Consider the following 17,834-nt stretch of genomic DNA (forward strand, 5'->3'; position numbering starts at 1 on the left):
GGTGGCGGGGCCGCTGGTCAGAACCAGCGGCGGTCCTCGCCCTGCCCCGTCACGTTCTCCACGCAGCGGCCGCAGATCTCCGGATGGGACGGGTCGACACCGACATCGGGACGATGGTGCCAGCAACGGATGCACTTGACCGCCTCGCTGACCGCGGCCGAGACATACACCTCGGCTCCGTCCAGTTCCACCCGCTCGGCCGAGGCCGGACGACCTTCCAGCGGCGCGAGGGTCACTTCCGAGGTGATGAAGAAGAAGCGCAGTTCGGAAGCCGATTCGGCCAGCGCCGCCTGGGTGGCGAGGTCGGCGTGGATCGTCAGGGTGGCGTCGAGAGAGGCGCCGATCTTGCCGTCCTTGCGCATCCCTTCCAACACACGCGACGCCGTCTCGCGAATCGTAAGCAAGGTCGACCACCAGCCACGCGCGTCGGCGTCCTGGCGCACGTCGAGCCCTTCATAGAAGGTCTCGAACAGCACCGATTCGCTGCGCGAGCCCGGCATGTGCGCCCAGATTTCCTCGGCGGTGAAGCTGACGATCGGCGCCAACCAGCGGGCCATGGCCTCGAGAATCCGGTACATCGCGCTCTGCGCGCTGCGCCGGCCGCGGCTGTCCGTCGGCATCGTGTAGAGGCGGTCCTTCGTGATGTCGAGGTACAGCGCGCCGAGTTCGTTGGTGCAGAAGTTCTGCACGCGCTGGACGATCTCGGGGAAGTCGTAGCGCTCGTACGCGGCCACGATCGCCGCCTGCGTGTCCGCCGCCTGGCGCACCGCCCATCGATCGAGATCGAGGCAGGCGTCGGTGGCGAGCAGGTGCTTGTCCGGATCGAAACCATCGAGGTTGCCGAGCAGGAAGCGCGCCGTGTTACGGATGCGTCGATAGGTGTCCGCCACGCGCTTCAGGATCTCGTCCGAAAGCGACATCTCGTTGCGGTAGTCGGTCGAACAGATCCACAGGCGCAGGATGTCCGCGCCCAGGGTCTTCATGATGTCCTGCGGCTCGATGCCGTTGCCCAGCGACTTGGACATCTTGCGACCCTGCGCGTCCACAGTGAAACCGTGGGTCAGCACGTGGTCGTAAGGTGCGCGGCCGTGGATCGCCGCCGAGGTGAGCAGCGAGGACTGGAACCAGCCGCGATGCTGGTCGGAGCCTTCCAGGTACATCACCTTGTATTCGCTGGCGTCCCCTGCCTGCAGTTCAGGACGCGCGCCGACCACGGCGAAATGACTGACGCCGGAATCGAACCACACGTCGAGGACGTCGGTGACTTTCTCGTACTTGTCCGCATCGTCACCCAGCAGTTCACGCGGGTCGAGCGAGAACCAGCTGTCGATGCCTTCCAGCGCGACTTTCCGCGCCACCTTCTCCATCAGTTCGACGGAATCCGGATGCGGATCGTGCGTGTTCTTGTCGACGAACAGCGTGATCGGCACGCCCCAGGTGCGCTGGCGCGAGATGCACCAGTCGGGACGGCCATCGACCATGCCCGCGATGCGCTCTTCGCCCCAGCCGGGCACCCAGCGCACGGCCTTGATCGATGTAAGTGCGGTACGGCGCAGGTCGGCCTGCTCCATGCCGATGAACCACTGCGGCGTGGCGCGGAAGATCACCGGCGTCTTGTGCCGCCAGCAATGCGGATAGCTGTGCGTGAGCTTCGCCGAGGCGAGCAGCACGCCGCGATCGCGCAGCAGGTCGACGATCTGGTCGTTCGCCTTCCAGATGTGCACGCCGGCGAACGAGACATCGCCCGCCAGGGGCAGGTCGGCGCGATAGACACCGCGGCCGTCGACGTAGTTGAGCGTGCCGATGCCATAGTTCTGGCCGACGACGAAATCTTCCGCGCCGTGGTCGGGCGCGGTATGCACGGCACCGGTGCCGTCCTCGTCGGACACGTGGTCACCGAGGATGATCGGCACATGCTTGTCGTAGAACGGATGACGCAGCGGCTGGTTTTCCAGCACCGCGCCCTGCACACGCGCGAGCACGTTCACCGTGTCCACGCCATAGCGGGCCAGCGCCTTCTCGACCAGCGCCGAGGCGATCACCAGCAGCAGCGGCTTGCCGCCGCGCGCAGGTCCCTCGACGAGGGCGTATTCGATCTCGCCACCCAGCGACACGGCCTGGCTGGAGGGAAGCGTCCAGGGCGTGGTCGTCCAGATGGGGACGGCGATGTTCGCTTCACCCGTGGCGATACCGAACAAGGCGCCGAAGGACACCGGATCGACCGCGTCATAGGCGACGTCCACCGCCGGCGAGGTCTTGTCGGCGTATTCGATCTCGGCCTCGGCCAGCGCCGAACCGCAATCGAAACACCAGTACACCGGCTTGGCGCCACGCACGACGTGCCCGTTGGCGACGATGCGTGCCAGTGCACGGATCATGTCGGCCTCGTAGGTGAAATCGAGCGTGCGGTACGGCTTCTCCCAATCGCCAAGGACGCCCAGGCGCTTGAAATCCGTACGCTGGAGATCGATCTGCGCCATCGCGTACTCGCGGCACTTCTGCCGGAACGCGGCGGCGTCGAGCTTGTCGCCCGCCTTGCCGAATTTCTTCTCGATCGCGATCTCGATCGGCAAGCCATGGCAATCCCAGCCCGGCACGTAAGGCGCGCGGTAACCGGCCATCAGCTTCGACTTGACGACGACGTCCTTGAGCACCTTGTTGACCGCATGTCCGAGATGGATCATGCCGTTGGCATAGGGAGGGCCGTCGTGCAGCACGAACACCTTGTCTCGCCCCGCCGTGTGCGCCTGGATCTGCGCATAGCGGCCCACGCGCTCCCACGTGGCCAGCCAGCCGGGCTCGCGCTTGGGCAGGTCGCCACGCATCGGGAAATCCGTCTGCGGCAGGTTGATGGTGTTCTTGTAATCCTGGGTCATCGCTGGGAACCGTGGGTTTCTGGGGCATCGACAAGTATGGGGTTCATCCCAAGGGCCTGCCGGGCGGCGATCTCGTCCTGGCGCATTTGCGCGGTCAGGGCGTCGAGGCCGTCGAATTTTTCTTCGTCGCGCAGTTTCCGGACGAACTCCACGCCGATGCGCTGGCCGTAGAGATCGCCGGAGAAATCGAAAAGGTGGGCCTCGAGCAGCGGCTCGCGCACCTCGTTCACCGTCGGCCGGTAACCGAGGCTGGCCACGCCGGGCCAACTGCAGGGACCGTCGCCGATGCCGATACGCACGGCGAAGATGCCATGGATCGGGCTCACCCGTTCACTGAGATGGACGTTGGCGGTGGGATATCCAAGGGTGCGGCCCAACTGCTGGCCGTGTTCCACATGGCCATCGATGACGAACGGCCGGCCCAGCAGACGCGCGGCCTCGCCGAAACGGCCTTCGGCCAGCAGCGTGCGCACCCGCGACGACGAGACCCGTTCGCCGTCGACCAGGACCGGCGGCACCGCATGCGCGGTGAAGCCCAGGTCGGCGCCCATCGCCTGCAGGAGGGCGAAATCGCCGCCGCGACGATGGCCAAAGCGGAAATCCTCACCCACCCACACCTCGCGCGCGGCCATGCGGCCGACGATCACCTTGCGAACGAAGTCCTCGGCGGACATCGCGGTCAAGGCCTGGTCGAAGCGCAACGAGAGCAACTCGCGGATGCCGGCGGCCGTCATGCCCTCGGCTTTTTCGCGCACGCCTGAAAGGCGCGGCACCGGCTCCTTCGAGAAGAAGGCGCGGGGCAAGGGTTCGAAGGTGATCACCGCGGGGGCCAGGCCACGCGCCTCGGCCCGCTGGCGCACCTCGGACAGGATCGCCTGGTGGCCGAGGTGCAGGCCGTCGAAAGCACCGATCGCGACCACGCTGCCTTCGGGTGTGAGGCATGGACCGTCGACGTCGCGATGGAGTCGCAACGTCATGCCGGGATGCCCTTGGATCGATACGGAATAAAAGCCATCGGGCCAGTATAGCCGCCCCATTGCGCCGCACAATGCGACGCCCGGCCCCTCACTGCGCGCGCAGATCGCGCAGGCGGAAACCCATCGCGAACAGCGTACCCACGTAGGCGCCGCCACCGGCACCGACCAGCGCCGCCAGGCGCCATACCCGCTCCCATTTCTCGACCGCGCTCCATTCCGGCCAGACATACAGGCCGGCGAGCAACACCGAAACCATCACCGCGCAGGCCACGCCCAGGCGGACCAGGTGACGGCTCCAGCCCGGCTGGCGGGCATACACGCCGGCCTTGCCCAACCATCGCCAGAGCAGCAGCAGGTTGAGATAGCTGGCCAGGGCGCTGGCCATGCCCAGGGCCATGTGCAATCCCGGGATCGTGGCGATCGCCTCCATCCACGAGCCCGCCTTCTGCGCCGGACTCGCCCAGAGGAAGAACAGCAATGCCAGGAAGGCCACGTTGAAGACCATGTTGGCCACCAGCGAAGCCACGCCGGCACGGACCGGGGTCTTCGTGTCCTTGCGTGCATAGAAGGCCGGCAACACGACCTTGACCAGGGCGAAGGCGGGCAGCCCGAAACTCAACGCCGAGATCGACAGGGACGCCATCTTCGTATCGAAGGCGGTGAACCGGCCATGCTGGAAGATCGTGGCCACCAGCGGCACCGAAAGGATCATCAGGCCGAACATCGCCGGCACGGCGATCAGCAGCGTCGTGCGCAGGCCCCAGTCCAGCGCGCGCGAGAAACCTTCCTTGTCGGTGGTCACGTGGTGACGCGAAAGCGAAGGCAGGATCACCGTGCCCAACGCCACGCCGAACACGCCCAGCGGCAGCTCCAGGAAGCGGTCGGCCTGCGACAGCCAGCTTTGCGAACCGGCGATAAGCAGCGAGGCGATCACCGTGTCGAGTAGCAGGTTGATCTGCGCCACCGACGAACCGAACAGGGTCGGCACCATCAGCCGCATGATCCGGCGCACGTCCGGCGAACTCCAACCCCAGCGCGGCAGCGTGAGCAGGTCCAGCTGCTTCAACGCGGGCATCTGGAAAACCAGTTGCAGCGCGCCGGCCACGAGGATGGCCCAGCCCATCGCCATGATCGGCGTGTGCAACTTCGGCGCGAGCCACAGCGCCCCGGCGATCATGCAGAGGTTGAGGATCACCGGCGTCAGCGCCGGCAGGCCGAACCGGTGGAAGCTGTTCAGCGCGCCGCCGCTCAGGGCCGTGAGTGAAACGAACAGGAGGAAGGGGAAGGTCAGCCGCAACAGGTCGACGGTGAGTCCGAATTTCTCCGGTGTCTCGACGGCGCCCGGCGAAAAGATGGCCGTCACCTGTGGCGCGAAGATCACGCCCAGGGCCACGACCACCAGCAGGACGCCGCCAAGGGTGCCGGCGGTCAGCGACATCAACCGCTTCAGGTCCTCGTGCGGGCGGGTCTCCTTCACTTCCGTGAAGACGGGCACGAAGGCCGTCGAGAACGAGCCTTCGGCGAACAGCCGGCGCATGAAGTTGGGAATGCGGAAAGCCACCCAGAACGCGTCGGTGGCCGCATTGGCGCCGAACGAGGCGTTGATCGCCATGTCGCGGACCAGGCCGAGCACGCGGGACACCATGGTCATGCCGCTGAAGCTGAGCATGCCGCGAAGGAGACTGGGGGTTTTCATCCGGACGAGGGATACCTGGAACAAACCCCTAGTTTGACAGCGGCGCCGGGGCGGAGGACAGTCCGCCATCTGGAATTTGCGGGGCAGTCCGCCCCGCCCGTCCGCCGACCCGCCCGTACGGGGGCTAAGCTATTGACGCAACCCGTCTTTGGCTTCAAAATGAGCGTCTTTTTTAAAACCAACCGAACTCTGGAGCTTTACCTTGGCCAACATCAAGTCCGCGAAGAAGCGTGCGCGTCAGTCGGAGCAGCGCCGTCTGCGCAACGTCAGCGCGCGTTCCATGGTGCGTTCCGCACTGAAGAAGGTCGTCAAGGCGATCGACGCCAAGGATAAGGCTGGCGCGGTCAGCGCGTACGCCGTCGCCGTGCCGGTGATGGATCGTTACGCTGCCCGTGGCCTCATCCACAAGAACAAGGCCGCTCGTCACAAGAGCCGCCTGAACGCGAAGATCCGCGACCTGGCGTAAGCCTGCGCGACATCGCCGTTCGCAAAAAAGCCGGCTTACGCCGGCTTTTTTGTTGCCACCCTCTCAGTCTTCGCCGCGCATGCGGACATCGTCGACCGCTTCCGTACGCTCACGGCGCGCGATGCGCTCGGCGTCGAAGAACTGCTGCACCTTCAGGCACACGTCCCACGTACCGATCTCGCCCGCGGCGGAAACGACGAACCACGGCGCGGTCCATTCCAGCCGCGCGACGATATCGTCGACCACACGCTTGAGCTCGTCCTCATCGTCGATCACGTCGGACTTGTTGATGACCAGCCAACGCGGCCGTTCGACCAGTTCGGTATCGAACTGCTGCAGTTCGTGCTCGATGGCACGCACCTGCTCCACGGGATCGGAGCCGTCGATCGGCTGGATATCGACCACGTGCAACAACAGGCTGGTGCGCGACACATGGCGCAGGAACTGGATGCCCAGGCCCGCGCCCTCGGCCGCCCCCTCGATGATCCCGGGGATATCGGCGATCACGAAACTCTGGTCCGTACCGATGCGCACCACACCCAGGTTCGGGTGCAGGGTCGTGAACGGATAATCCGCCACGCGAGGCGTCGCCGCCGATACGGCACGGATGAAGGTGCTCTTGCCGGCATTGGGGAAGCCCAGCAGGCCCACGTCGGCCAGCAGGCGGAGCTCGAGTTTCAGGTCGCGCACCTCGCCCGGCGTACCCGGCGTGGACTTGCGCGGCGCCCGGTTCACCGAGCTCTTGAAGTGGATATTGCCCAGGCCACCGCGCCCGCCCTGCGCCACCTTCAGGCGCTGGCCGTGCATGGTGAGGTCGCCGATGACCTCGTCGGTGTCGACATTGGTCACCACGGTGCCGACGGGAACGCGGACTTCGGTGTCTTCGCCACCCTTGCCGTACATCTGGCTACCCATGCCGCCCTGCCCGCGCGCCGCCTTGAACGAGCGCATGTGGCGGAAATCCACGAGGGTGTTGAGCCCCTCGTCGGCCACCAGCCACACCGACCCGCCGTTGCCGCCGTCGCCGCCGTCGGGACCGCCGAACGGGATGAATTTTTCACGACGGAAGCTCACGCAGCCGTTGCCGCCGTCACCGGCCGAGACCCTGATTTGCGCTTCGTCGACGAATTTCATGGAAGATGACCTGGGTAGAAGTGATGCCGCCGTACAAACGAAAAGCCCCGCCTATGGCGGGGCCTTCGCTATCGCGTCGAAAGAGGCTTACGCCTGGACGACGTCGACGAACTTGCGGCCCTTTTCGCCGCGGGTCTTGAACGACACGGTGCCGTCGACCAGCGCGAACAAGGTGTGGTCGCGGCCGAGGCCGACGCCCACGCCGGCGTGGAACTTGGTGCCACGCTGGCGAACGATGATGTTACCGGCTTCGACAGCCTGGCCACCGTAGATCTTCACGCCGAGGTACTTCGGGTTCGAATCGCGGCCGTTACGGCTGGAACCTACGCCTTTTTTATGTGCCATGACTTATATCCTCCGGCGACTCAGGCGTTGATGCCCGTGATCTCGATTTCGGTGTAATGCTGACGGTGTCCCTGCGTGCGCTTGTAGTGCTTGCGACGACGGAACTTGACGATGCGGATCTTATCGGCGCGGCCGTGGGCGCGAACCTTCGCGCTGACGGTGGCACCGGCGACCAGCGGGGCGCCAACGGTGATCGACTCACCCTCGCCCACCAGGAGGACCTGGTCGAACTGGACGGTGGAATCGACTTCGGCGGGGAGCAGCTCGACGCGCAGGATTTCGCCTGCCATCACACGATACTGCTTGCCACCGGTCTTGATGACTGCGTAGCTCATGGTTGTTTCCTGTTGCTGATTATGTAGTTCTTTTTAGGGTCTTGCGGGTGTTGCGAATCGCGAATTATAGCTGGGCCTAAAAGGCAAGGTCAATCAGTTGGTTAAGGCCCGAATGCCGGGATGGGCCCTGGCGAGGCCCCTGGGAAGACATTGGTTTGAAAACATGGCCTTAGCTTCCATCCGGCGGACCGGCATCGCCGACAGGGTCGGCTCCCACCGGGCATGGGCCTCGATGGGAACCGGCCGGCTTGGACTATTTCTTCTTCGCAGGCGCCGCCGGGGCGGGTGCAGGGGCCGGCTTGGCCGCCGCGCCGGCCGCCGGACACTGGCCCTGCTGGTTCAGCGTGCCCTGGCTCTGCAGCTGGGCGATCATCTGCTGGCCGCGCTCCTGGCCCCACTGCTTGCCGATCTGCATGCCTTCGGCCATGGTCGCCGGCATCTGCGTGATCACCTTCTGGCCCAGGGGTGAACGGTAGAACTTGAGCAGGCCGTCGATATCCTCGGCCGTGAAATGCTTCTGGTAGACCGGAACCATCCGTCCGATCAGCTGGTTGGTGGCGTTGGCGTCCACGAAACCCTGCCAGTAGCTGGCCGGCACGCAAGGCAACGCGTTCTGCATCACGCCCGCCATCTGGCTGTTCATCTGGCTGAGCATGCGGCCCATGCCGACGGCATCCATCAGCTGGCGCACCTGCTGCTCGGAGGGCGGCGCCGCCAGCGCCTGGCCCGCACAACCCGCCAGCACCAGGCCGGCAGCGATCCCTGTCCACTTACGCATGCGTGTCTTCCTCTTCGAATGGGTGGCTTCGACCCCTCCCCGGGGCCGGGCCATGGTAGCCGCGCCCGGCCACCGGGGTCACCCACATCCGGCAGGGTTCCGGTCCCGCATAACAAATGTGATGACCTGTCAAAGGTCGAGACGGAATGAAGGCCGAAAACCCTTGGTATAGTCAGCGACTTCCCCCATTTACGTCGGCACATGGACAGCATTCGCATCCGCGGCGCCCGCACGCACAATCTCAAGAATATCGACCTCGACCTGCCCCGCGATCGCCTGATCGTGATCACGGGACTGTCCGGGTCCGGCAAATCCTCGCTCGCCTTCGACACGATCTACGCCGAAGGCCAGCGTCGCTACGTCGAGTCGTTGTCCGCCTATGCGCGGCAGTTCCTCTCGATGATGGAAAAGCCGGACGTGGACACGATCGAAGGCCTCTCGCCGGCCATCTCGATCGAGCAGAAGTCGACGTCGCATAATCCCCGCTCCACCGTCGGTACGATCACCGAGGTGTACGACTACCTGCGCCTGCTCTACGCGCGCGTCGGAACCCCCCGTTGCCCGACCCACGGCATCGCCCTGGAAGCACAGACCGTCAGCCAGATGGTCGATACGGCCATGGCGCTGGACCCGGACAAGCGGTGGATGCTCCTCGCGCCGGTCATCCGGGAGCGCAAGGGCGAGCACGTACAGGTCTTCGAACAGTTGCGCGCCCAGGGTTTCGTACGCGCGCGTGTCGACGGCGAGGTGTACGACCTCGATGCCGTGCCGCCGCTGACGCTGCGCCAGAAGCACACCATCGAGGCGGTGATCGACCGCTTCCGTCCGCGCGAGGACATCAAGCAGCGCCTGGCCGAGTCGTTCGAGACCGCCCTGCGCCTTGGCGACGGCATCGTGATCCTGGTCGACATGGACGACAAGAAGGCGACGGAACAGCTGTTCTCCTCGCGCTTCTCGTGCCCCATGTGCGATTACTCGCTACCGGAACTCGAGCCGCGCCTGTTCTCGTTCAATTCCCCGGTCGGCGCCTGCCCGACCTGCGACGGCCTGGGCGTCACCCAGGTCTTCGATCCGTCGCGCGTGGTCGGACACCCCGAGCTAAGTCTCGCCGGTGGCGCCATTCGCGGCTGGGATCGCCGCAATGCCTACTACCATCAGATGATCGTTTCACTGGCGAAGCACTATGGCTTCGATCCGGAGACGCCCTGGCGCGAGCTGCCGAAGTCGGTGCAGAACGCCGTGCTCAATGGTTCCGGTCGCGAACTCATCCCGTTCCGCTACATCACCGAGCGCGGCGGCAAGGTGACCCGCGAGCACAAGTTCGAAGGCATCCTGCCGAACCTGGAGCGCCGCTACCGCGAAACGGAATCCGCCGCGGTACGCGAGGAACTGGCTCGCTACATCGCCGACCATCCGTGCCCGGACTGCGGCGGGCAACGTCTCAACCCATCGGCACGCAACGTGTTCGTGGCCGATCGCGCCATCCCCGAATTGACGTCGCTGGCGATCGACAACGCCCTGGCCTTCTTCGAAAAGCTGAAGTTGCCGGGCTGGCGTGGCGAGATCGCGGTGAAGATCGTGAAGGAGATTCGCGAGCGCCTCACCTTCCTCAACGACGTCGGTCTCAATTACCTCACGCTCGACCGCCAGGCCGACTCCTTGTCGGGTGGCGAGGCGCAGCGCATCCGCCTGGCCAGCCAGATCGGCGCCGGCCTCGTCGGCGTCATGTACGTGCTGGACGAGCCGTCCATCGGCTTGCACCAGCGCGACAACGAGCGCCTGCTCGGCACCCTCACGCGCCTGCGCGACCTCGGCAACACCGTGATCGTGGTGGAACACGACGAGGACGCCATCCGCGCCGCCGATCACATCCTCGATATCGGTCCCGGCGCCGGCGTGCACGGCGGCCACATCGTCGCCGAGGGCACGCTCGAGCAGGTGCTGGCGTCGCCACGGTCGGTCACGGCGAAGTATCTCAGCGGAGAGCGCGGCATCCAGGTACCGGCCAAGCGCCGTCAGCCCCGCGACGACCAGTGGATCGAACTCAAGGGCGCGACCGGGAACAACCTCAAGGACGTCGACGTCCGTATCCCGGTGGGCACGTTCACCTGTGTCACGGGCGTGTCCGGCTCGGGCAAATCCACCCTGATCAACGACACCTTCTATCGCCTCGCCGCGATGGAACTCAACGGCGCCAGCGAGCAACCCGCCCCGTACGAGTCGATCGAGGGCCTGGAACTGTTCGACAAGGTGGTCGATATCGACCAGTCGCCGATCGGCCGCACGCCGCGTTCGAATCCGGCCACCTATACCGGCCTGTTCACGCCCTTGCGCGAGCTCTACGCACAGGTGCCCGAATCGCGCCAGCGTGGCTACACGCCCGGCCGTTTCAGCTTCAACGTGCGCGGCGGCCGTTGCGAAGCCTGCGAGGGCGACGGCATGATCAAGGTGGAGATGCATTTCCTCCCCGATGTGTACGTGCCCTGCGACGTGTGCCACGGCAAGCGCTACAACCGCGAAACGCTGGAAGTGCTCTACAAGGGACACACCATCGCGGACGTGCTCGACATGACGGTGGAAGACGCCTTCAAGCTGTTCGAGAACGTGCCGGTGATCGCGCGCAAGCTGGAAACGCTGCGTGCCGTCGGCCTCGACTACATCAAGCTCGGACAGAGCGCCACCACGCTGTCCGGCGGTGAAGCGCAGCGCGTGAAACTGTCGAAGGAATTGTCCAAGCGCGACACGGGAAGCACGCTCTACATCCTCGACGAGCCCACCACGGGCCTGCATTTCCACGACATCGAGCAGTTGCTCGAGGTACTGCACAAACTCGTGGAGCACGGCAACACCGTGGTCGTGATCGAGCACAACCTCGACGTCATCAAGACGGCCGACTGGTTGATCGACCTCGGCCCCGAGGGCGGAGCGGGTGGCGGCCGCATCCTCGTCAGCGGCACGCCGGAAACGGTGGCCGCGACGAAGGCATCGCATACCGGCCGTTTCCTCCTCCCGCACCTGAAACCATCCAAGCCCGTGGCCAAGGTGGCGACGAAGGCGACGACGAAGGCGGCCAGCAAGGTCGCCACGAAGAAACCGGCCGCGAAAGCGGCCCCGGACGCGAAGAAAAAAAGGACTGCATGACCACTGAAGCCTCGAACACCCCGACGCCCGTTCCGTTGTTCATCACGCCGATGGACGTGCGCTGGCAGGACCTCGACGCCTACAACCACGTCAACAACGCGAACTACCTGGTCTACCTGCAGGAGGCACGCATCAAGTGGTTGCAACAGCTGCCGGGCGAGTGGTACGGCAAGAACAGCGCACCGGTGATGGCGCGCAGCGAGTTGAACTACCGCATGCCCATCGGATACCCGGCGGACATCCAGATCGAGCTTTTCGTCGATCGCATCGGCACGAGTTCCATGACCATCGGCCACCGCATCGTGACCAGCGACGACGCCACGAAGATCCATTGCGACGGCAGCGTCACCATGGTCTGGGTCAACCCGCAGAACGGTCGCCCGGTCGAGGTGCCGCAGGTGATCCGCGACGCGGTGAAGGCAGCCGAAAACGCCTGAGTCAAGCCGGCAGGTCTCGAAAGTGAGGCCTGCCGCACTTCGCAAGATCGCGCGGATTCAGATCCGACCGGTATGATCCGTCAGGGTCACCCACGGAGAGAGTGAATCATGTTGCGCCGTTCCCTCGTACTCGCGATCGCCTGCGCCGTCGCCCTGCCCGCCCTTGCCGCCGATGAGCGCACCGCGCTCACGCTCTACCGCGCCGATGGCGACCAACTCTTTTCCACTGGCGGCGATGCCGTGTCCGGAGACGGTTACGCCGTCGTCCATGAGCGTCGCGCGTTCGACCTGAAAGGCGGCGTGCAAGACCTTTCCATCGACGGCCTTCCCTCCGCGCTGGACAGCGAAGCCATGTCGCTGCGCTTTCCCGGCAAGAACACGCGTGTCGTCTCCCAACGCCTTTTGCTCGGGCAGGGTTTCGACGGAGCCGTGGCTGGACTCGTCGGCCGCAACGTCAGCGTGATCGGCGAGAACGGCCAGCCGATCGCTACCGGCACCCTGGTCCGCGGCGGCGACGTGCTCGTCGTGCGCGAGGCGAACGGCCAGGCCAGCCTGATCCGTCAATACGCCGCCCTGCGTGCGGCGGACGCCACGGACTTCGCCCGTGGCTCGACCCTGCAAGTGCGCGTCAATGGCGGCTCGGCCGGATCGACCACCGCGCAGCTCGACTATCCCACCTCCGGGCTCGGCTGGCGCGGCGCCTATGTCGCCACGCTCGCCCCGGGCAACACCTGCCGCATGGCCTTCGACGCCGCCGCCAGCATCGCCAACCGCAGCGGGCGCGACTGGAAGGACGTGTCCCTGAAACTCGTCGCGGGCGACGCACGCCGCGCGAAGGCACCGCCGCAGCGGGAAAAGATGTTCATGGCCCGCGCCCCGGCACCCATGGCTGCCATGGACATGGCACCAGCGGAACCGCGTCAGGCCACGCTCGGCGACCTGCGCACGTATACCCTGCCCACGGCCGTCGACCTGCCCGATGGCAGCGTCACGCAAACGCCGTTGTACGACAGCCGGACGCTGGACTGCCAGCGCGAGGCCGTCTACGACACCGGCATGGCCTACCAGCCGCCACAGCCGCGCATGGAGCGCGACATCGGCCTCCCGACGAACGGCGTCCCGGTCGTCTCGAACCTGCGTTTCAAGGCCTTCGACGCCCTTCCCGCCGGTTACGTACGCGTGCTCACCACCGACCGCGACGGCAATGCCGAACTCCTCGGCGAGGGACGCCTCGACGACACGCCGAAGAACAAGGACACCACCATCTCGCTAGGCAACGCCTTCGACCTCGGCGCGACGCGCGAGCAAACGGCCTTCACCGCCGATGCCGCCGCGCACCGCATCGACGAGGGCATGCGCATCCACCTGACCAACGCCGGTGACACCGCTCGCACCATCGTCGTGCGCGAGCATCCCGGCCGCTGGCGCGCATGGACGGTGACGTCGTCCTCCGTGAAGCCGTCGAAGGTCTCGCCGGAACTGCTGGAGTTCAAGGTCGAGGTACCAGCCAACGGCAGCACGGATCTCGACTACGCGGTGCGCTACACCTGGACCGACGCCGACCTGCCCAAGTAACACGGCCCGATCGCCCCATCCACACCACGGACAACGACATGCTCGACATCCTCCTGCACGACGGCGACATCCACGAGATCCGCATGGCCCGCGCGCCGGTCAACGCGTTCGACATCGCCCTGGTCCGGGCACTGCGTGACGCGATCGCCGAGGCGCCTTCCAACGGCGCGCGCGGCATCGTGCTGTCGGGCGCGCAGGGCATGTTTTCCGCGGGCGTGGACGTCCCCGCCCTGCTCCAGCGGGACCGCGCGGGGGTGCGCGAATTCTGGGACGAGTTCTTCGCCCTGTGCGGCGCCATCGCCGCCTCGCGTGTTCCGACGGTGGCCGCCATCACCGGTCACAGCCCGGCAGGCGGTGCGGTGGTTTCGCTGTTCTGCGATTACCGCGTGATGGCGCACGGTCCGTACAAGATCGGCCTCAACGAGGTGCAGGTGGGCCTGTCGGTTCCGGAACCCATACAGTTCGCGATGCGGCGCATCGTCGGCTCGTACCGTGCCGAGCGCTTGCTGGTGGCTGGTGCGATGGTCGATGCCGAGCAGGCCCATGCGATCGGACTGGTCGATGAACTGGCCACGGTCGAACAAGTGGTCACGCGCGCCGTGAACTGGTTGGCCGACCTGCTCAAGCTGCCGCCGAAGGCGATGCTGCGCACGCGCGCCATCGCACGCGCCGACCTCGTCGCGGTATGGGGCGACACGTCGAACCTGCTCGATCCCGGTTTCATCGACGACTTCTTCGGCGAAGAAACCCAGGCCGTCTTGCAGGCGTTGGTGGCCCGGCTGAAGTCCAAGTAGAAGCATCGCCGCTGAAGCGGCTCCCACAAGAGCATCGCGAACCTCAAAAGAACCCTCGAATCCCCGCCACGCCCTGCCCCGCGTGCATCCGCGCCTCGGCCATATCCCCGGGCCCAAGCCCACCCAACGCATAGACGGGGAGCGACGCCGCCTCGGTCAAACGCGCGAAGCGCGGCCAACCCAGCGGCTCGGCATCGGGATGGCTTGCCGTCGGCAGGACGGGCGACAAGGTCGCGAAATCGCAACCAAGCCGTGAAGCGAGCGCAAGTTCTTCCGCATCGTGACAAGAGGCGCCGACGACACCGGAGAACGGGAGCGGTCTCTCCGCCAGGTCGCGCAGTTGCGACGCGCTCAGATGCACTCCCACGCCAGCGCCCAACGACAGTGCGCCTTCGATATCGCGGTTGAGCAGCAGATGCGCCCCGAAACGCCGCACATGGGGCAGCACGCGCGAAGCCACCGCACGCACGGCCTCGACGGGCTGTGCGGGAAGGCGTAGCTGCAGGAGACGTTCGCCGCGATCCAGGGCGGCGAGCAATCCGCCGATGGCCTCGTCCGGCGTCGCCAGGGCCGGTGTGACCGCGTAGTGCCCCGGCAAGCGCGCCGCCGCCAGGATCGGCCGATCGGCGGGGGCGAGGATGGCCGGATCGATCGCCCACGGCTCGCACCAAGCGATCGCTGCGGCATCCAGCGCCTTGGGCTCCCCGCTCCAGGCGCGAACCACCATGGCCTCCAGCACCATCTGGCGCTCGCCGTAGTTCCACGGCACGCGGATCAGCGCTTTGAACGAATGCGGGTCGACGACGATACCCAGTTCCTCGTCGAGTTCGCGCTCCAGCGCGGCCCCGGCGGTCTCACCCGGCTCCAGTTTCCCGCCGGGAAACTCCCACAGGCCCGCCAGGTGCTTGCCCGGGGGCCGCTGGGCGATGAGGACCCGTCCGCTGTCGTCGACGAGGACGCCGGCGGCGACGTGCATCAAACGTTCCGGACGTATTCGACCATGTCGAACGGATGCGGGTGTTCCTTATCGGCCGCGTGGTGCACGCGCGACACCTCGGTCCATTCCTTGAAATCGATCCCGGGGAAGAAGACGTCCGCGCCTTCCACGGCCGCATAGACCCACGTGAGGTACAAGCTGCGCGCATACGGCAGCGCCTCGCGGAACACTTCACCGCCGCCGATCACCATGAGGCCGGTGTGGCCGCAGCTGGCCTGGGCCTCGGTCACCGAGCGCACCGTGATCTGTCCCGGGAAAGGCGCCACGCCCTTGCGCGAGAGCACGTAGTTCACCCGCCCCGGCAGCGCCCGGCCGATCGACTCGGCGGTCTTGCGACCCATCAGCACCGACTTGTCCATCGTCAGGCGCTTGAAGTACTTCAGGTCGTCGGGAAGGTGCCAGGGGAGCCCTCCCTGCTTGCCGATGGCAAAGTTTTCATCGAGCGCGGCAACCAGGTGAACGGCCATGGAACTTCCTTCGCGAGTCAAAGACGGAAACGATCGGGCCTGTGGCCCATGCGCAGCGGATAGTAGTCCTCCGCGGGTTGGGGTGGAACTAACGACCGTTTGACTTACACCGCCACGGGCGCCTTGATCGCAGGGTGCGGGTCGTAGCCGGCGATCGCGACGTCTTCGAAACGGAAGTCGAAGAGGGAGCGCACGTCGGGGTTCAGCACCAGTTTCGGCAAGGGTCGAGGCTCGCGCGCGAGCTGCTTCGTCGCTTGCTCGACGTGGTTCGAGTAAAGGTGCGCATCGCCCAGGGTGTGGATGAAATCGCCCGGTTCCAGGCCCGTCACCTGCGCGACCATGTGGGTCAGCAAGGCATAGCTGGCGATGTTGAACGGCACGCCGAGGAAGATGTCGCCGGAGCGCTGGTACAGCTGGCACGACAACTTCCCGTTCGCGACGTAGAACTGGAACATCGTATGGCACGGCATCAGCGCCATCTTCGGCAATTCGCCGACGTTCCATGCGGAGACGATCATGCGGCGGGAATCCGGATTGCGCTTGATCTCGTCCACCAACCAGGCGATCTGGTCGACGGTCTTGCCGTCGGCGGTGGGCCATGCGCGCCATTGGGCGCCATAGACGGGGCCGAGATCGCCCTTCGCGTCGGCCCATTCGTCCCAGATGCTGACTCCGTGCTCCTTCAGGTAGGCCGTGTTGGTGTCGCCCTGCAGGAACCAGATCAGCTCGTGGACGATCGACTTCAGGTGCAGCTTCTTGGTGGTGACCAGCGGGAAGCCCTTGGAGAGGTCGTAGCGCATCTGCCAGCCGAATACGCTGCGCGTGCCGGTGCCGGTGCGGTCGGATTTCTCGGCGCCGTGCTCGAGGACGTGACGAAGGAGATCGAGATAGGGCTGCATGGCGAAGACGATATCAGCTGGCGTTGACGGGCGTGATCTCCACCGGCGCGTAGGGCGCGCGGCGCGAGAGCAGCAAAAGGAAGATGCCCACGGCGATCAGTGGCAACGACAGGATCTGGCCCATCGTGAGCCAGCCGAAGGCGATGTAGCCCAACTGCGCGTCGGGCACGCGGACGAATTCGACGGCGAAGCGGAAGCAACCGTACAGCAGCCCGAACAGGCCCGATACCGCGTAGCGCGGACGCGGCTTCATCGAGAACAGCCACAGCACGGTGAACATCACCACGCCTTCGAGCGCGAACTCGTAGAGCGGATTCGGATGCCGGGGCAAGGCATCGGGAGCGTTCGGGAAAATCATGCCGATCGGCAGGTCGGTCGGCTTGCCCCAGAGTTCGCCATTGATGAAGTTGCCCAGGCGGCCGAGTCCGAGGCCGACCGGCACCAGCGGTGCGACGAAGTCCACGGTGTCGAAGAACTTCACCCCGTTGCGGCGAGACCACCACAAGCCGGCGACCAGGACGCCGAGCAGGCCGCCGTGGAAGGACATGCCGCCATCCCAGATGCGGAAGATCGCCAGGGGATCGGTCCATATCCAGTTGATCGCCGTGTAGAACAGCATGTAGCCGACGCGGCCACCGATCACCACACCCATCATCGCGTAGAACATGAGGTCGCCGAAGCGATCCGCGTTCACCGGCAGGCGGCCCTGGCGGCGGCGGTACTCACCCAGCGCCCACCCGCCGAGGAACCCGCCCAGGTACATCAGGCCATACCAGTGGACATGGACAGGACCCAGGGAGAACGCGACGGGGTCGATTTTTACGATGAACGGAGTGGCCATGGGGTGCCCGGATCGAAATCAGCGCCAAGTGTAACGCCCCGCCACGACCGAAGGTCGGCTTGCCGTCGAGCCACCG

At 65.8% G+C, this 17,834-nt stretch carries 16 protein-coding genes; 5 read left to right on the top strand and 11 right to left on the bottom strand.

The window, feature by feature from the left end:
• Nucleotides 1-17: 17 nt before the first annotated feature.
• The 3 genes from ileS to murJ form a co-directional block, all read right to left on the bottom strand.
• A complete protein-coding gene (ileS, locus tag AB6730_RS02360; RefSeq protein WP_371022060.1) occupies nt 18-2,876 on the bottom strand; it encodes an isoleucine--tRNA ligase in 2,859 nt (952 codons plus the stop codon).
• Entirely contained in the window at nt 2,873-3,853 is a 981-nt protein-coding gene (locus tag AB6730_RS02365; RefSeq protein ID WP_371022061.1) for a bifunctional riboflavin kinase/FAD synthetase, read from the bottom strand. Before AB6730_RS02365 ends, ileS begins: the two co-directional genes overlap by 4 nt.
• An 88-nt stretch (nt 3,854-3,941) precedes the next feature.
• Nucleotides 3,942-5,549, bottom strand: coding sequence for a murein biosynthesis integral membrane protein MurJ (gene murJ / locus AB6730_RS02370; protein ID WP_371022062.1), 1,608 nt, complete (start codon nt 5,547-5,549; stop codon nt 3,942-3,944).
• A gap of 202 nt (nt 5,550-5,751) precedes the next feature.
• Between murJ and rpsT the strand changes: the two genes are divergently transcribed.
• Complete coding sequence (gene rpsT / locus AB6730_RS02375; protein ID WP_072321609.1) at nt 5,752-6,015, top strand: 30S ribosomal protein S20; 264 nt, start codon at nt 5,752-5,754, stop codon at nt 6,013-6,015.
• Between the two features lie 63 nt (nt 6,016-6,078).
• Here the strand turns inward: rpsT and cgtA are convergent, their stop codons facing one another.
• The 4 genes from cgtA to AB6730_RS02395 form a co-directional block, all read right to left on the bottom strand.
• Nucleotides 6,079-7,149, bottom strand: coding sequence for an Obg family GTPase CgtA (gene cgtA / locus AB6730_RS02380; protein WP_371022063.1), 1,071 nt, complete (start codon nt 7,147-7,149; stop codon nt 6,079-6,081).
• Between the two features lie 87 nt (nt 7,150-7,236).
• Entirely contained in the window at nt 7,237-7,494 is a 258-nt protein-coding gene (gene rpmA, locus AB6730_RS02385; RefSeq protein ID WP_144911162.1) for a 50S ribosomal protein L27, read from the bottom strand.
• Nucleotides 7,495-7,514: 20 nt separating this feature from the next.
• A complete protein-coding gene (gene rplU / locus AB6730_RS02390; RefSeq protein WP_371022064.1) occupies nt 7,515-7,829 on the bottom strand; it encodes a 50S ribosomal protein L21 in 315 nt (104 codons plus the stop codon).
• A 253-nt stretch (nt 7,830-8,082) separates the two neighbouring features.
• Nucleotides 8,083-8,607 carry a DUF2059 domain-containing protein gene (locus AB6730_RS02395; protein ID WP_371022065.1) on the bottom strand — a complete coding sequence of 175 codons (525 nt, stop codon included), beginning with the start codon at nt 8,605-8,607 and terminating at the stop codon, nt 8,083-8,085.
• 201 nt (nt 8,608-8,808) lie between these two features.
• Here AB6730_RS02395 and uvrA point away from each other — a divergent pair, with 201 nt between their 5' ends.
• From uvrA to AB6730_RS02415, 4 genes are all read left to right on the top strand, one after another.
• Entirely contained in the window at nt 8,809-11,748 is a 2,940-nt protein-coding gene (gene uvrA / locus AB6730_RS02400; RefSeq protein WP_371022066.1) for an excinuclease ABC subunit UvrA, read from the top strand.
• Nucleotides 11,745-12,185 carry an acyl-CoA thioesterase gene (locus AB6730_RS02405; protein ID WP_371022067.1) on the top strand — a complete coding sequence of 147 codons (441 nt, stop codon included), beginning with the start codon at nt 11,745-11,747 and terminating at the stop codon, nt 12,183-12,185. Before uvrA ends, AB6730_RS02405 begins: the two co-directional genes overlap by 4 nt.
• 108 nt (nt 12,186-12,293) lie before the next feature.
• Nucleotides 12,294-13,760, top strand: coding sequence for a DUF4139 domain-containing protein (locus AB6730_RS02410; protein WP_371022068.1), 1,467 nt, complete (start codon nt 12,294-12,296; stop codon nt 13,758-13,760).
• 38 nt (nt 13,761-13,798) lie between these two features.
• Nucleotides 13,799-14,554, top strand: a complete 756-nt coding sequence (locus AB6730_RS02415) for an enoyl-CoA hydratase/isomerase family protein (protein ID WP_371022069.1) — start codon at nt 13,799-13,801, stop codon at nt 14,552-14,554.
• Nucleotides 14,555-14,597: 43 nt separating this feature from the next.
• Here the strand turns inward: AB6730_RS02415 and AB6730_RS02420 are convergent, their stop codons facing one another.
• The 4 genes from AB6730_RS02420 to lgt form a co-directional block, all read right to left on the bottom strand.
• A complete protein-coding gene (locus AB6730_RS02420) occupies nt 14,598-15,530 on the bottom strand; it encodes a Nudix family hydrolase (RefSeq protein WP_371022070.1) in 933 nt (310 codons plus the stop codon).
• A complete protein-coding gene (locus AB6730_RS02425) occupies nt 15,530-16,018 on the bottom strand; it encodes a dihydrofolate reductase (protein WP_371022071.1) in 489 nt (162 codons plus the stop codon). The genes AB6730_RS02420 and AB6730_RS02425 overlap by 1 nt, the downstream gene beginning before the upstream one ends.
• A gap of 104 nt (nt 16,019-16,122) precedes the next feature.
• Nucleotides 16,123-16,917 (bottom strand): thymidylate synthase, encoded by a 795-nt coding sequence (locus AB6730_RS02430; protein WP_371022072.1) that lies wholly within the window; start codon nt 16,915-16,917, stop codon nt 16,123-16,125.
• A 13-nt stretch (nt 16,918-16,930) separates the two neighbouring features.
• Nucleotides 16,931-17,758: a prolipoprotein diacylglyceryl transferase gene (gene lgt / locus AB6730_RS02435; protein ID WP_371022073.1), complete on the bottom strand. Its 828-nt coding sequence runs from the start codon at nt 17,756-17,758 to the stop codon at nt 16,931-16,933.
• Nucleotides 17,759-17,834: the final 76 nt, after the last annotated feature.

The sequence above is a fragment of the Luteibacter sp. RCC_6_2 genome (assembly GCF_041360655.1).
In the GTDB taxonomy this organism is placed as follows: Bacteria; Pseudomonadota; Gammaproteobacteria; order Xanthomonadales; family Rhodanobacteraceae; genus Luteibacter.